The sequence below is a fragment of the Streptomyces platensis genome (genome assembly GCF_008704855.1).
GTDB lineage: Bacteria > Actinomycetota > Actinomycetes > Streptomycetales > Streptomycetaceae > Streptomyces > Streptomyces platensis.
Genome location: NZ_CP023691.1, coordinates 777652 through 792088 on the forward strand (window position 1 = coordinate 777652; position 14437 = coordinate 792088).

11 protein-coding genes are annotated in these 14437 nt (G+C 71.5%); 9 read left to right on the top strand and 2 right to left on the bottom strand.

What is annotated here, in order from left to right; translation table 11 throughout:
* Positions 1-134 precede the first annotated feature (134 nt).
* Together CP981_RS03390 and CP981_RS03395 are read left to right on the top strand one after the other, a co-directional pair.
* Positions 135-2693 carry an ATP-dependent Clp protease ATP-binding subunit gene (locus tag CP981_RS03390; protein ID WP_085923560.1) on the top strand — a complete coding sequence of 853 codons (2559 nt, stop codon included), beginning with the start codon at positions 135-137 and terminating at the stop codon, positions 2691-2693.
* Positions 2690-3187, top strand: coding sequence for a DUF6328 family protein (locus CP981_RS03395; protein WP_085923561.1), 498 nt, complete (start codon positions 2690-2692; stop codon positions 3185-3187). The genes CP981_RS03390 and CP981_RS03395 overlap by 4 nt, the downstream gene beginning before the upstream one ends.
* 84 nt (positions 3188-3271) lie before the next feature.
* On the opposite strand, the gene CP981_RS03400 is transcribed toward CP981_RS03395, so the two are convergent.
* Positions 3272-4300 (bottom strand): hypothetical protein, encoded by a 1029-nt coding sequence (locus CP981_RS03400; protein WP_244329528.1) that lies wholly within the window; start codon positions 4298-4300, stop codon positions 3272-3274.
* 429 nt (positions 4301-4729) lie between these two features.
* On the opposite strand from CP981_RS03400, the gene CP981_RS03405 reads away from it, so the two are divergent.
* From CP981_RS03405 to CP981_RS03430, 7 genes are all read left to right on the top strand, one after another.
* Positions 4730-4921, top strand: coding sequence for a DUF6381 family protein (locus CP981_RS03405; RefSeq protein WP_085923563.1), 192 nt, complete (start codon positions 4730-4732; stop codon positions 4919-4921).
* A 202-nt stretch (positions 4922-5123) separates the two neighbouring features.
* A complete protein-coding gene (locus CP981_RS03410) occupies positions 5124-6020 on the top strand; it encodes a DNA/RNA non-specific endonuclease (RefSeq protein WP_085923564.1) in 897 nt (298 codons plus the stop codon).
* Positions 6021-6036: 16 nt separating this feature from the next.
* Positions 6037-6972 carry an alpha/beta hydrolase family protein gene (locus CP981_RS03415; RefSeq protein WP_085923565.1) on the top strand — a complete coding sequence of 312 codons (936 nt, stop codon included), beginning with the start codon at positions 6037-6039 and terminating at the stop codon, positions 6970-6972.
* Between the two features lie 6 nt (positions 6973-6978).
* Positions 6979-8106, top strand: coding sequence for a P-loop NTPase family protein (locus CP981_RS38440; RefSeq protein WP_085923566.1), 1128 nt, complete (start codon positions 6979-6981; stop codon positions 8104-8106).
* The gene (locus CP981_RS03420; RefSeq protein ID WP_244329529.1) at positions 8087-11104 is read left to right on the top strand and encodes an AAA family ATPase; all 3018 of its coding nucleotides are present in this window, start codon (positions 8087-8089) and stop codon (positions 11102-11104) included. The genes CP981_RS38440 and CP981_RS03420 overlap by 20 nt, the downstream gene beginning before the upstream one ends.
* On the top strand, positions 11101-12243 hold the full coding sequence (locus CP981_RS03425; protein WP_085923567.1) for a trypsin-like peptidase domain-containing protein: 1143 nt from the start codon (positions 11101-11103) through the stop codon (positions 12241-12243). Before CP981_RS03420 ends, CP981_RS03425 begins: the two co-directional genes overlap by 4 nt.
* A gap of 9 nt (positions 12244-12252) precedes the next feature.
* Positions 12253-13314 carry a trypsin-like serine peptidase gene (locus CP981_RS03430; protein WP_085923568.1) on the top strand — a complete coding sequence of 354 codons (1062 nt, stop codon included), beginning with the start codon at positions 12253-12255 and terminating at the stop codon, positions 13312-13314.
* Positions 13315-13356: 42 nt separating this feature from the next.
* Here CP981_RS03430 and CP981_RS03435 read toward each other — a convergent pair whose 3' ends face one another.
* A complete protein-coding gene (locus tag CP981_RS03435) occupies positions 13357-14397 on the bottom strand; it encodes an ABC transporter substrate-binding protein (protein ID WP_085923569.1) in 1041 nt (346 codons plus the stop codon).
* Positions 14398-14437 lie beyond the last annotated feature (40 nt).

Here is a 14437-nt window from a genome sequence, read left to right on the forward strand (position 1 = left end):
GCAGTGGGGCCGCGTACGACGTGTCGCATCGCGTCTCCCGGGCACCCGGCAGGACGAGAAGCACGAGGCAACAGCACAAGGCACCCGACAAGGCAGCATGTCGCGGTACCGCCGTGACAGCGGAACGGACGCACATGAGCAATGGATTCATGGGTCCGGAGGGTTACGGCCCGGACCCGTTCGGTGACTTCCTCGCGCGCTTCTTCGGTTCCGCGCAGTCCACCGGCGGTGAGCAGGGCAAGGCCATGCCCCGGCAGGCGGACATCGCGCGGATGATGAGCGCCCCCGCCCGGGATCTGGTGACCTCCGCAGCCGCCTACGCCGCCGAGCACGGTAGTCCGGAGCTCGGCACCGAGCACCTGCTGCGCGCCGCCCTGGCGTCCGAACCGACCCGCAGCATGCTCCAGCACGCCGGGGCGGACCCCGATGCGCTGGCGGCCGAGATCGACCGCGCCGCCGGTTCGGGCCCGAAACAGTCCAGCGTCGCCGTGACGCCCGCGGTCAAGCGGGCCCTGCTGAGCGCGCATGAGCTGGCACGGGACAACGGTGCCTCGTACATCGGCCCGGAGCATGTGCTGGACGCCCTGGCGGCCAATCCGGACTCGGCGGCGGGGCGCATTCTCAACCTCGCCCACTTCGAGCCGCAGGGCGCCCCGCAGGGTGGCCACGGGGCCCCCCACGCGGGCTCGGAGCACGGCGTCGCACCGAAGCACGACACCCCGACGCTCGACAAATACAGCCGCGATCTGACCGACCTGGCCCGCGCGGGCCGGATCGACCCGGTCATCGGCCGCGGCGAGGAGATCGAGCAGACCATCGAGGTGCTCTCCCGCCGGGGGAAGAACAACCCGGTGCTGGTCGGCGACGCCGGAGTCGGCAAGACGGCGATCGTCGAGGGCCTGGCCCAGCGGCTCGCCGACGGGGACGTCCCCGAGACCCTGGCGGGGCGTCGTGTCGTCGCCCTGGACCTGACGGCGGTGCTCGCCGGCACCCGATACCGCGGTGACTTCGAGGAGCGGATGAACGGCATCATCGAGGAGGTCCGGGCGCACCCCGACTCGCTGATCGTCTTCATCGACGAGCTGCACACGGTCGTCGGGGCCGGCGGCGGCAGCGGGGACGGCGGTTCCCTGGAAGCGAGCAATATGCTCAAGCCCGCCCTGGCGCGCGGGGAGCTGCATGTCATCGGCGCCACCACGCTGGAGGAGTACCGCCGGCACATCGAGAAGGACGCCGCGCTGGCCCGTCGCTTCCAGCCCATCCTCGTGCCCGAGCCGAGCGTCTCCGACACGGTGGAGATCCTGCGCGGCCTTCAGGACCGCTACGAGGCCCACCACCAGGTGCGCTACACGAAGGAGGCGCTGGTGGCGGCGGTCGAGCTCTCGGACCGCTACATCGCCCACCGTTTCCTCCCCGACAAGGCGATCGACCTGATCGACCAGGCCGGCGCCCGGGTCCGGCTCCGTACGGGCGCCAAGGCCACCGATGTGCGCGATCTGGAACGCGAGGTGGAGCAGCTGGTCAGGGACAAGGACCAGGCGGTCGCCGCCGAGCAGTACGAACGGGCCACCGAGCTGCGGGACCGGATCGCCGACCTCACCGCGCGGATCGAGGCCGGTCAGGCCGAGCCGCCGAGCGACTGCCACATCGTGCAGGTCACCGCGGAGGACATCGCCGAGATCGTGTCACGGCAGACCGGCGTGCCCGTGAGCAGTCTGACCCAGGAGGAGAAGGAGCGGCTGCTCAAGCTGGAGGAACGGCTGCACACCCGGGTGATCGGGCAGGACGACGCGGTCACGGCGGTCTCCGACGCGATCCTGCGCTCGCGGGCCGGACTCGCCGACCCGGACCGCCCGATCGGCAGTTTCCTCTTCCTCGGCCCCACCGGCGTGGGCAAGACCGAACTGGCCCGGGCGCTCGCCGAGGCGCTGTTCGGCAGCGAGGAGCGCATGGTGCGGCTGGACATGAGTGAGTATCAGGAGCGGCACACCGTGAGCCGGCTGGTGGGCGCGCCCCCGGGATATGTCGGCCATGAGGACGCCGGCCAGCTGACCGAGGCGGTCCGCCACCACCCCTATTCGCTGCTGCTGCTCGACGAGGTGGAGAAGGCCCACCCCGATGTCTTCAACATGCTGCTCCAGGTCCTCGACGACGGGCATCTGACCGACTCCCAGGGCCGCACGGTCGACTTCAAGAACACCGTCATCGTGATGACCAGCAACCTCGGCTCCGATGCGCTCAGCGGCGGTCGCGGCGTGCTCGGCTTCGGTCCGGACATCTCGGGGGCGGAGGCCGGTGACGGCGCGCGGGAACGGGCGCTGAGTTCCCTGCGCGAGCACTTCCGCCCGGAGTTCCTGAACCGGCTCGACGAGATCATCGTCTTCCGCCGGCTCACCGACGATCAGCTGCGCCAGATCACCGAGCTGCTGCTCGACGGGACCCGCCGCAGGCTGCACTCCCAGGACATCGCCGTGGAGTTCACCCCCGGCTCCGTGGACTGGCTCACCCACCGCGGCCATCAGCCCGAATACGGGGCCCGGCCACTGCGGCGCACCATCCAGCGCGAGGTCGACAACGTGCTCTCGCGGCTGCTGCTCGACGGCGCCCTGGCGAACGGGGACGAGGTGCGCATCGAAGTCGAGGCCAATGAGCTGGCGTTCCGTACCGGCAAGCGGGAGCAGGAGTCCGGGTGACTCCACTGGGCCCGCGGGAGACGTCCGAGGGACGCCATGAGTCGCCGGAGGAGCGTGCCGACCGGCGGTGGAACGAGCTGCTGCAAGAGGTGCGGGTCCTGCAGACCGGGGTGCAGATCCTCTTCGGGTTTCTGCTCACCGTCGCCTTCACGTCGCGCTTCCCCACCCTCAGCCATACCGACCGGACCATCTACGTGGTGACGGTCCTGCTGGGGGCGGCCACGACCGGCGCGCTGATCGGGACGGTGACCTTCCACCGGCTGGTCACCGGGCACCGGTTGAAGCCGGAGACGGTGTTCTGGGCCGCGCGCCTGGCGCTGGTCGGGATCGTGCTGCTCCTGGCGACGGTCGCCTCCGCACTGCTGCTGATCCTGCGCATCGCGATGGACGACACCGCCGTCCCCTGGATCGTCACCGGACTCGTCGCCTGGTTCATGCTCTGCTGGTTCGCGCTGCCCGCCTGGGTGCTGCACCGGTACTCGGGCCGGGAGTGAGCTGCCGCGACACGGACAAGGGCGCGGGCCGGGACCATATGAGGGTCCCGGCCCGCGCCCTGAGCGGCCGTGTGCGGCCGGCGGTCACACGCCCGCGACGGCCGCGCCCATACGGCGCGGGCGGTAGAGCAGTGCCGCGCCCGCGAACCCGGCGCTGACGATCGCCAGCCCCACCGCGAGCAGTTCGGGCCACATGCCGGTGTCGCCCAGCCCGCTGCCCAGTGGGGCGAAGACCCCGGCGCGGGACAGGGCGTGCAGGGCGATGATGATCATCGCCGCGGCGGCGCTCACCGTCCAGACCAGGGCGGTGTCGTGCATCGCCAGCCAGCCGGCCAGCAGCAGATAGACGATGGCGATGGCCATCGAGAGCCCCGCGGTCGCCTGGGCGCCCTGGAGATGCGTCGAGTTCACGGGCAGATGGCTCAGCCCGCACAGCGCCAGCGCCAGGGCCGCCGGCCAGCGCAGGACGGACCGCAGCACACCGGGCATCGCATAGCCCGGCTGGCGGGGCGTCTCGTCCGCGGGCGCCCAGCGCGGCCCGCCCTGCGGCACAGGGCTCGCGGACCGCTGGGCCCACGGGGGACGGCTGGGCGGCTGGTTCATCGGGGATTCGCTCTGCGCGCCGTACAGCGGCTGCCCGTCACGGCCCAGGGGGCGGACGTCGGGGTCGAGGACGTGCATGGACGCGGTGCGCTCCGGTTCGAGGGGGTCGCCGGGGCCACCGGGACCGCCTGGGCCACCGAAGCCGTCGAAGCCACCGGGGCCGGGCGGGAACTGTTCGACGAGGCCGTGGACATCGGCGCCGCCGTCTTTCGACCGGTCGAACAGCTCGATCAGCTGGGCGACCTCCTCCACGGATCGGTCGACGGCCACCGCGCGCAGGGCCTCATGGCTCGATTCCGCGGTGTGCGGGGTGGCTCTGAGCATGTCGAAGAGCGCGGCGACCTCGCTCACCGGCCGGGAAACGACCGCCATACGCAGGGCTTCGTCGCCGGGGTTGGGAACGTCGCCGCTGCGCTTGAGCCGTTCGACAAGGGCGGCGACTTCCTCCAAGGGCCGATGGGTGACTGCCTCCCACAGAAGTGTGCGGGCCGAGTTTTTCTCAGGGGTCATGGGCGGAAAGTGCTCGCCGGTTTCTGTCGAGGACAGTTCGGCGTCGCCCCCACAAAGAGCTGGTTCGGATGACATGGAGGGACTCCACTGAACGAGGGGAGCGTCAAACACCAGAAGCGCTGACACTCGGCGGACTGTGAGCGTGCTGTGCTTCAGCCAACGTCCCTACCGGCCGCTCTCGCCATTCAGGAAGGCCATCCGGTGGAGACACGCCGGAACACCCGGGCGCGCCGCGGTCGGCGGTCACGTACCGGCCAGGCTGGCTTCCGTTCCGGGCACGCCGGGAAAGGGCTTGCGCGGCGCCGGTTCCGCTCCGGGAATTACGCCCGGATACCCGGCCGTACGGAGCGTGACCACCGAGGTGCCAAGGGCCCTCGACCCTGATTAGCTGGTAAATGCAGCTCTCCCTACACCGTTCAAGGACAGATCATGAGCGCATCAGGAGAATCACGCGCACGGATCCAGCAGATGCGAGACAAGGCCCAGGAACTCCAGGCGGCCGCGGAGCGGGCCGGCGACCCGGAGGAGCAGAAGCGGCTCCGGGAGAAGGCACGCAGGCTCAAGTCCCAGAGCGAGCAGGAAAGCGGTATGGCCAGCGGAGACATCTACCCCGCCGACTGAGGCCGCGTGCTCGCCCGAGGGCGTCAGCACAGCTAGCGACGGCGGACGGGATGCGCCCCAGAGCGCGTCCCGTCCGCCGCGTCCCGTCAGCCTCCCCCCGTCCGGCCGCCGCGGCCGGCGCGGCGCCGCTGCGCCCGGCTGTTCGAGTGGCATCGAGGTGGGCACCGATCGGCGGTCCGCACCACCGGGAAGCGCTAGTTCCATGATCGCATCAGACTCCCCGCGGGCCGCCGGCGCGGCGGCCGGGACCGCCTTCCGGCCGCCGCTGGCGGACCGTGCGGGCTATGACGAGCACTTCCTCGGGGTTCCGGTGCCGCTGCCGATGCCCAGCCGCCCCGAGGTGGCGACGGTGGTGCTGCCGTACACCCACTTCACGGTGGTGCTGCGGCCGGACCGGCGGATGGCGGCGGCGACCGCGGTCTGTATCGATGGTCGGCGTCTGCTGGATCATGTGCCACGGGAGAGCAGCTGGCAGTTCGATCCACGGCTGGACCGGGCTCACCAGGCGGGCAGTGACCTCTACCGCGACAACTCGCTGGACAAGGGCCACCTGGTGCGCCGGCTCGACCCCGTGTGGGGTGCGGCCGCGGAGGCGGAGCAGGCCAACGAGGACACCTTTCACTACACGAATGCGGCCCCGCAGGCGGATGTCTTCAACCAGGCCAAACAGCTGTGGCAGGAGCTGGAGAACCATCTGCTCGACCACGCCGCCGGCTTCGACCGCAAGCTCGCCGTGCTGACCGGGCCGGTACTGCATGACTCCGACCCGCCGTACCGGGGCGTTCAAGTGCCGCTGCGCTTCTGGAAAGTGGCGGCGTTCCTCCGGGACGGCGCGCTGGCGGCGACGGGGTACGTCCTCGACCAGAGCCCCGATCTGCCCCGGGACGCCGAGCGGGCGCTGGCCGGGGCGCAGGCGGGCGCGCCGCCGCCGCTGGGCGCGTTCCGGACGTACCAGGTGCCGGTGAAGGATGTCGCCGAGCTGACCTCGCTGGACCTGGGGCCGCTGTCCGACGCCGATCTGATGCCCGTCACCCGTGCCCCGGCCGAGCGCTGGAAGCGGCTCGCCTCGCACGACGACATCGTGCTGCGGCGCGGCTGAGCCGGGAGGCGGAGCGATGCGACCCAGGGTCGTCTATGTCCACGGGAACGGGAACAAGGTCCGTGCGGAACTGCTCAAGTCCCAATGGGACACGGCGCTGTTCGGCCGGGACATGGCCGAGGCGTCGCGGATGGCGTACTGGGCCCCGGTGCGCTATCCGGAGCCGCTTCCCGACTTGCGGCCGGATCCGCTGGACGGCCGTACGGAACTGATCGAGGAGTCCCCGGCCGCCGTGGACCGGGCCGCGACGGAGCCGCCGGAGGACTTCGTGGCGCGCACGCTGGGGGAAGCGCGGCTCGACGCCGGGGAGATCGCGCTGGAGGGGCGGGCCGGGGCCGATGAGAGCGCGCTGGTCGACTGGCTGCGGAAGATGACCTATCTCGCGGACACGCTGGCACAGGCCGGCGAGCCCGAGGAGCCCGGTGCGGAGCTGCCGCTGGAGGCGCTGCCGTTGCGCCGGTCCGGCCGTACGGCGGTGTTCCGGCTACTGGTCAAGCACGCCTTCAAGGACGTGCACGCCTATTTCTTCGGCGGGGCGGGGCCGGCCATGCGTGAGGTGGTCAAGGAGACGCTGGCGGGGGTGGACGGCGGCCCCCTGGTGGTGGTCGGCCACAGCCTGGGCACGATCCTCGCCTACGAGGTGCTGATGGAGCTGGGGCGGGAGGTGGAGCTGCTGGTCACCGTCGGGTCGCCGCTGGCGATCACCGAGGTGCAGGACCATCTGGCCCGGCCGCCGGCGGTCCCGGCCGGGGTCGCGGCCTGGCACAACGCCTCGGACCTGCGGGATCTGGTGGCTCTCGACCACACGTTGCGGCCCGAGTACGCCCCGCAGGAACGGGTCACCGATCTGCTGGTCACGAATGACAGCGGCAATCACCACGGCATCAGCGAATATCTCTCGCAGCACGAGGTCAGGGCACCGGTTCAGCGGATCTTCGACGGTACCGGGTAGGTGCGTATGCCGTTGACCGAAACGGAGTGGGACCTGGTCACCACGTGGGCGCGGAACTATCTCCTCGACACCACCGATCCGCATACCCAGCTCGCCCAGTACGGCTTCCCGCCGGAATTCATCGGCGGGCTGCGGCTGACGCAGATCAGCTCGGACAACGCCCGCACCCTCGTGCACCAGTCCCGCACGGACATCCAGCGGCAGCTGCGGCTCGTCGAGGCCCTCACCACCATCGACCGGCTGGCCGTGCTTCCGGACATCGTGAAGGCGCAGGAGTTCCTGGGCAGGCTGCGGGAGGACTTCCGTGCCCATGCCGCACGGGACAACTTCCGTACCTGCGTCCTGAAGAACGGCGCCGAGGCCTTCATCGACCGCCAGGACCTGCGGGAGACGCTGCGCCGGTTCGTCGCGGACCCGCATAAGTTCATTCTGCTGGTCGACGGCGAGCCGGGCAGCGGCAGGTCGTACACCTACAACTTTCTCCGCCATATCGGCCAGCACGCCGGATTCCGTCCGGTGCGGGTCACGCTGTCGCACACCGCCACCGCCGCCAAGGTCGTACGGCGGCTGGCCGATTTCGTCGCCGATCCGCAGGAGGGCGCCGCACCGCTGAATCCCACCGAACTCAACGACCCGCTGCCGTCGGTCGATGAGGCCGCGCACTGGGTGGCCGGCCGGGCCACCGCCGTCGAGGAGCGGCTCTGGCTGGTCCTCGACGAATGCGACAAGCTCGATCCCAGCTCCGATGTGTGGGACTTCATCGGACAGCTCGGCATGGCCATCTACGAACACGCCGCGGTCCGCGGCGACCAGGCACCCCGGCTGGTGCTCCTCGGATACGGGCGCTCGATGCGTCAACTCCCCTACGACCTGCGGGGAAATCTGGCCTGGGACACTGCGCGGATCGCCGAACCCGACGATCTGCGCACCTTCTTCGACCAGGCCTTCCATGAGTCGCCACCGGAGCTGCTCGGTACGGGTCAGCTCCGGGAGTCCGCCATCGCCACGCTCGTGGACGCGGCCGTGCACGAGGTGCTCCAGGCCACCGGGGCGAACGGGGCGGACCGCGAGAGCTATATGCGCAAGCTCTGCACGGCAGCGGAGGGGGCGATCCGTGTCTACCAGTCCCTCTGACGGTCGCCCGCTGGACCCTGCCGCGGCACGGGAGTTGTTCGTCGCCCGGTTGCGCGCGGAGCTGCACCCGGGCGAGGAGCGGCCCCAGGAGGTGTCCGATGCCCGGCGCGCCTACCGGGAAGCGGTCTGTCTGCTGAGCCGTTTCGATCCCCAGCAGCTGCGGCTGCCCGGCGAGGAGGCCGCCACCGGCGGCGCGGTCCTGGAGCTGGTCGACGACTGTACGACCCTGGGGATGCAGGACCAGGCCGGGTGGTCCCTCAAGTCCGATGTCAGGGACCGGACTCTCCGGGGGCTGGCCGGGCCCGCGGCCGCCCGGCACGTCCTGGCGTGCCATCTCGACCAGCTCCCCGGCGAACCCGGTCCGGAACGCTTCGCGCTGGCCTATCTCTCCGGCCACCCGCCGGAGACGGACCGGCTGACCACCGACGAGCTGGCCGATGCCCTCCAGGCGGTGCTGTGGCTCTCCCGGGTCCCGGGCACGACCGGGCTGCCGGATCTCGCGGAGCTCCAGCTGACCCTGGAGCGGGCCAGACTGCTCGATCCCCTGAAGCGCCTCGTACGGTCGCCGTTCCAGGGGCGTACCCGCGAACTCGCGGAGCTGCGGGACTATGTCGTCCCGCCCGGCGGGACCGCGGCGGCCGGCGCACGGCCGGACGGTGCTCCGCAGCACCCGGGCCCGGTCCCTCCGCTGGTCGTGCACGGCCCCGGCGGGATGGGCAAGACCACCCTCCTCGCCAAGTTCGTGCTCGACACCCTCCACGACCCGGCCGGCTGCTTGCCGTTCGCCTATATCGACTTCGAGCGGCCCACCCTCTCCATCCAGGAACCGCTCACACTGATCGCCGAGGTGGCCCGGCAGCTCGGCATCCAGTTCCCGGCCCACCGCGCCGAGCTGGACGCGCTGGCGCACGAGTGCCAGGAGGCCACCCGCAGCCAGCGGGAGGGGCAGGAGCGGGTGAGCCAGCTGCATGAACTCGCCACCACCCGGGCCGTGCTGGGGCGCCGCTCCTCGCAGGAGTTCCAGTCGCTGGCCGCCGGACGGGAGACCGATCTGATCCGCCGGCTCGCCGAGGTGCTGAAGCGGGCGGTGGCGGAGCGGAAGGACGGGGAGCATCCGGAAGACCCGCCGTTCGCGCTGGTCATCGACTCGTTCGAGGAGGCGCAGTACCGCGGATCGCCGGTGGTGGGCCGGATGGTGGCGATCTATCTCTCGTTCCAGAGCGTCTATCCGCGGATGCGGCTCATCGTCTCCGGGCGGGCGCCGGTCGAGCATCCGGCGAAGCCCGTCGCCTCGCTCGACGTCGAACTCGGGGAACTCGATCCGGAGGCGGCCGTCGGCCTGCTGACGTCCTGCGGGGTCAAGGACCCGGAGGTGGCGCGGGCGCTGGCGGACCGGGTGGGCGGCCATCCGCTCAGTCTGAAGCTGGCCGCCCGCGCCGCCACCCTCGCGGGCGCCGGGGCCGAGCGGACCTGCGAGCTGATCCGCAGCCTGCCCGAACGCCGTCATCAGGTCTTCCGCCGGGTCGACCAACTGCTGGTCCAGGGGCTTCTCTACGACCGCATCCTCAGCCACATCAGCGACGAGGGTGTCCGCCGGCTCGCCCACCCCGGGCTGGTGCTCCGATTCATCACCCCGGAGATCATCAAGGACGTGCTCGCCCCACCGTGCGGGCTGCGGGTGGCGACCCCGGACGCGGCCCGCGCGCTCTTCGCGGAACTCAGCCGTCTGGACCTGGTCGAGCCGGCCCGCCCGGACGCCGTGCGCTACCGCAGCGATGTCCGCGCCATCATGCTGCGGCTGCCGGGCGGCGACCGTACCGCCGTGATGCGCGAGGTCGAACGGCGCGCGGTCGAGCACTACGCTGCGCGCGACGGCCTGGAGGCGCGGGCCGAGGAGATCTACCACCGGCTGCGGCTCGACGAGAACCCCCGCTCGGTGGAGGCGCGGTGGCTGCCGGGCGTCGAACGGTTCCTGGCCGGGGCGCAGCAGGACATGGGGCCGAGAGCCGCGGGCCTGCTGACCGCCCGGCTCGGCGGCGGCACCCCCGATCAGGTCGCGGCGGGCGCCGACCAGGAGGACTGGGAACGGATCGCGGCCCGCGAGGTGGAGGATCTGCTCGCGCAGGGCTACGCCCAGGCGGCCTTCGACCGGCTCGGCAGACGGCAGCCCTGGACACCGTGCAGCCCCCTGCACGCGCTGCTCGCCGAGGCCCTCAACCGACTCGGCCGGCCGGACGAGGCCCGCCGGGCCACGGCGGACGCCATCGACGCGGCAGAGCACGCGGGCTGCGGGGAACGCCGGCTGGAGCTGCTGCTGCTCTCCGCCCGGCTCTCGGAGGAGGCCGGCGACCTGGCGAGCGCGGGCCGTGCGCTGCGGATCGCGGAGGACGTCGCGGTCGGTCTGGGGCAGGACCTCGAAGCGATGGGCGCGCTGCTGGCCCGCGCCCGGCTGACGGCGGGCGCGGACGGCGCCGACCCGGAGGCGGACCGGGAACTCGCCGAGCGGCTGCGGCAGTTGCCCGATGCCGTGCTCGCCGACCGGCCGGTGCTGGTGCGCGCGGTCGCCTCGCAGATCTACGACCGGGCGCCCGGCGCGCTCGACCATGCGCTGGAGGTGGTGGGCCTTCCGTCCGACGACGAGACGCTGGCCGCGCTGGGCGCGGCGATGCGCCGCGCGACCGGTCGGCAACCGGCGCTGCTGGGCCGGGTGATGGGGATTCTCGACGAGGCCGCGGGACCGTCCCGGCAGCCGTCCGGCGGCGCGCCGACCGGTATCGCCGGGATCCTGCGGCTGGCCCGGGACCGCGGCACCCTCGACACGCTCGCCCGGCGGCTGCTGGCCGTCCCCGACAAGAGCGGGGAGATCGTCGCCGGGGTGGCCGCGGCCATGGGTGTGGGCACCGGTGCCCGTACGGCGGGCCATCCGGCCTCCGGGCCGGAGCACGGGGGCCGTCCCCAGGACGAAGGGAGCGGCCCCGCGGGGCCTGAGGACCGATGACCGCCTATCTCTCGCCCGACGAGATCCGCCGGGTGCTGGACGCCGCGGTGGAGACCGGGCTCGCCGACCCCACCGTCCGGCCGCTGCTGCTCGACGGCATCATGCCCCGCTACCGCAGCACGCTGCCGCTGCACCCGGCGCCCGGACGGCAGGCGCACTCCGACCTGAACGAGATGAACCGGGTGGAGCGGCTGGTGGACGGCTCGGTGCCGCTGGAGATCTGGCTGCGCAACGCCGTCGCCGAGACCACCGAGGCCGCACCGCTCACCGTCTTCCAGAAGGCCCTGGACGATGTGGCGCGGCAGGCGGGCGGTGAGCCGGATGTGCTGGCCGGACTGCCCTCCCCCACTGCGGAGATCAAGGAACAGATCGTGCACCGGGACGACACGGTGCCGATCGGCTTCCTCCGCGGTGGTGAGCGGGCGGGCGGCGCGGTGGCCCGTCTCAAGGTGCCGCCGTACCAAGGGGGCGCTCCGTTCCAGCCGAACGGTTTCCCGCACTCCGGTACGGGGTGGCTGATCGCGCCGGATCTGCTCGTCACCAACCACCATGTGGTCAACGCCAGGGCCGGGACCGGGGCGGGGCGGCCGCTGGCCGACGCCGAGGATCTGGGCCTCCAGGCTCAGCACACCCTCGCCCGGTTCGACTTCGACACCGAGGACGTGGAGACGGCGGAGGCCACCGTCAGCGCACTCGTCGCCGCGGACGCGGAGCTGGACTACGCGGTGCTGCGGCTGGCCGCCGAGCCCGCGCGGCCGGTGCTGAGGCTGGCGGCGGAACCGCTGCGGGTCACCGGCGGCGACTATGTGGCCGTCAACATCATCCAGCACCCGGGTGGCCGGCCGAAGCGGGTCGCGCTGCGCAACAACCTCGTCTACGAGGCGGACGAGACCGATGTCCGCTACTTCACCGACACCCGGGGCGGGTCCTCGGGGTCGCCGGTCTTCACGGACGACTGGCAGGTGGTGGCGCTCCACCGGGGGACGCGGCGGGTGGAGAACGTGCAGTTCCAGGGCAGGACGACGGCCTTCGTCAACGTCGGCACCCAGATGCGCAGCATCATGCGCCATCTGCAGACCAGCAGCCCCGGTCTCCATGCCGAGATCGAGACGGCGCAACAGGCCGCCCCGCGCGGCTGAGGAGGCGAGATGCACAGTCGGCGCAGATCACCGGTGGCGGCCGGTCCGGAGCAGGTCTTCTCGGATCTGCGGGAGGTCGCCGCGCGGGTGAAGGAGGGGCTGACCTGGGAAATCCCGGAATCCCTGGAGGAACTGCCCGCCGAGGAGCTGCCCGCCGGGCAGATCGCGCAGTTCGCCCAGCAGGAGCGGGCCCGGGTGCTGTCGGCGGGCGTCAGCGGTCTGGAGAAGCTCGCCGAGGGGCGGGCGGACGAGATCGACGACGACGAGTCCTTCGGTGTGGAAGCCATCGTGCTGCTCGAAGGCCGCCCCGCCATCCTCGTCCAGAACCATGACTTCGCACCGCAGCAGGGTGACTGGGCGGTGCTGGACGGCCATCGGGCGGCGATCCGGGAGTCGCTCGCGCGGGTGGGCCGGGTGGAGCTGTCCGGGCATCTGAGCCTGGACTGGCTGGGTACGGCGTTCCTGGTCGGCCCCGATGTTGTGCTGACGAACCGTCATGTGGCGGCGGAGTTCGCCCGGGGCGACGGCGCAGGCTGGACCTTTCAGCAGGGCATCAGCGCCCGGCTCGACATGGGCGAGGAGTACGGCGGGGAGGCGGAAGACGGCCTCGCCTATGACGTCGTCGAGGTGCTGGGCATCCATGAGGACGTGGACCTGGCCCTGTTGCGGGTCGCGCCGCCGGCCGGTGGCGGGGCGCTGCCCGCGCCGCTGGCCGTGGCCGCGGACGCGCCCGCCGATCTGCCCGGCCGTCCGGTGTACTGCGTCGGCTATCCGGCGTACGACGGCCGGCGCAACGAGCCGGAGTCGATGCGCCGGATCTTCATGGACATCTACAACGTCAAACGGCTTCAGCCCGGCACCGCCACGGAGCTGGTGCCGGGCCGGAACGTCATCAAGCACGACTGTTCCACGCTCGGCGGCAACAGCGGCTCCCCCGTCATCGACCTCACCGACCACCGGGTTCTGGGCCTGCATTTCGGCGGCCGCTACGGCTTCGGCAACTTCGCCGTACCGCTGTGGCAGCTGGTGGAGGATCCGCTGTTGAGCCGGGCGGACATCAACTTTGTCTGAGCCGCCGCGCGTCCGCGGGCCGGCCCGGCCCGTTCGGCCCGGTCAGCCCGCCTTCTTGACGAACTCGGTGGTGTAGGTCTTCTTCAGATCCACCGTGGCGTTCTTGAGGTTGGGGTTGAAGGCCTTCAGCACCCGCTCGACGGTCGCGGGTCCGTCGGCCGGCATCACCCCGTCCTCGGTGAACATCGGCAGAGTGTCCTTGATCGCCCGGGCGTACAGCTTCTTGCCGCCCTGGGCGTAGTCGGCGGGCATCTTCGCGGCGATCTGCTCGGGGGTGTGCGTGGACATCCACTTGAGGGTCTTCACCAAGGCATTGGCCAGCTTGTGCACGGTCTCCTTGTGGCTGTTCACCCAGTCGGTGTTCATGTAGAGGCTGGACGACGGGTACGGACCGCCGAGCGCCTTCTGCGAGCCCTCGGGGGTGCGCATGTCGAGGAGGACCTTGCCGAGGTTCTTGTCCAGGATCTGCGCGACCGTCGGGTCCGTCGTCATCCCGCCCTGGATCGAGCCCTGTTGGAGGGCGGAGAGGAAGGTCTGGCCGGCGCCGACCGCGACCGGGGTGAACTCGTGCGTCTGCACACCGTTCTTCACCGCGAGGTATTTGGTCAGGAAGTCGGTGGAGGAGCCGAGGCCGGTGACGCCCAGCTTCTTGCCCTTGAAGTCCTTGGGCGAGGTGAGCTCGCCGGCCGCCTTGTTCGAGACGACCTCGACCTCGCCGGGGGCGTGCGCGAGCTGCACCACCGACTCGACCTGCTTGCCCTTGACCTGGAGATCGAGGGTGTGGTCGTAGAAGCCGACGACGCCCTGCACGTCACCGGAGACCAGCGAGGTGGTGGCCTGCACCCCGGCCGGTTCGGTGAGCAGGGTGACGTGGACGCCTTCGTCCTCGAAATAGCCGAGTTGCTGGGTGAGTCTCGCGGGCAGATAGATGACCTTGTCGAGGCCGCCCACCATGATCTTGATCTTGCCGTTCGCGTCGTCCGAGGCTCCTGCCCCGGACGCGCCGCCACCGCAGGCGGTGAGGGTGGTCAGGGCGAGGCCGGCGGCGGCCAGAGCGGCGGGGAACTTCCGTGCGGTGCGCATGAGTCACGTCCTTGTGAGGTGGGAACGGGTCGGTGGGATC

What these genes read in the sequence shown, in the direction of transcription:
- CP981_RS03400 (WP_244329528.1), bottom strand. Translation starts at nt 4,300, where the DNA reads ATGACCCCTGAGAAAAACTCGGCCCGCACACTTCTGTGGGAGGCAGTC.
- CP981_RS03435 (WP_085923569.1), bottom strand. Translation starts at nt 14,397, where the DNA reads ATGCGCACCGCACGGAAGTTCCCCGCCGCTCTGGCCGCCGCCGGCCTC.
- CP981_RS03425 (WP_085923567.1), top strand. Translation starts at nt 11,101, where the DNA reads ATGACCGCCTATCTCTCGCCCGACGAGATCCGCCGGGTGCTGGACGCC.
- CP981_RS03410 (WP_085923564.1), top strand. Translation starts at nt 5,124, where the DNA reads ATGATCGCATCAGACTCCCCGCGGGCCGCCGGCGCGGCGGCCGGGACC.
- CP981_RS03430 (WP_085923568.1), top strand. Translation starts at nt 12,253, where the DNA reads ATGCACAGTCGGCGCAGATCACCGGTGGCGGCCGGTCCGGAGCAGGTC.
- CP981_RS03390 (WP_085923560.1), top strand. Translation starts at nt 135, where the DNA reads ATGAGCAATGGATTCATGGGTCCGGAGGGTTACGGCCCGGACCCGTTC.
- CP981_RS03415 (WP_085923565.1), top strand. Translation starts at nt 6,037, where the DNA reads ATGCGACCCAGGGTCGTCTATGTCCACGGGAACGGGAACAAGGTCCGT.
- CP981_RS38440 (WP_085923566.1), top strand. Translation starts at nt 6,979, where the DNA reads ATGCCGTTGACCGAAACGGAGTGGGACCTGGTCACCACGTGGGCGCGG.
- CP981_RS03405 (WP_085923563.1), top strand. Translation starts at nt 4,730, where the DNA reads ATGAGCGCATCAGGAGAATCACGCGCACGGATCCAGCAGATGCGAGAC.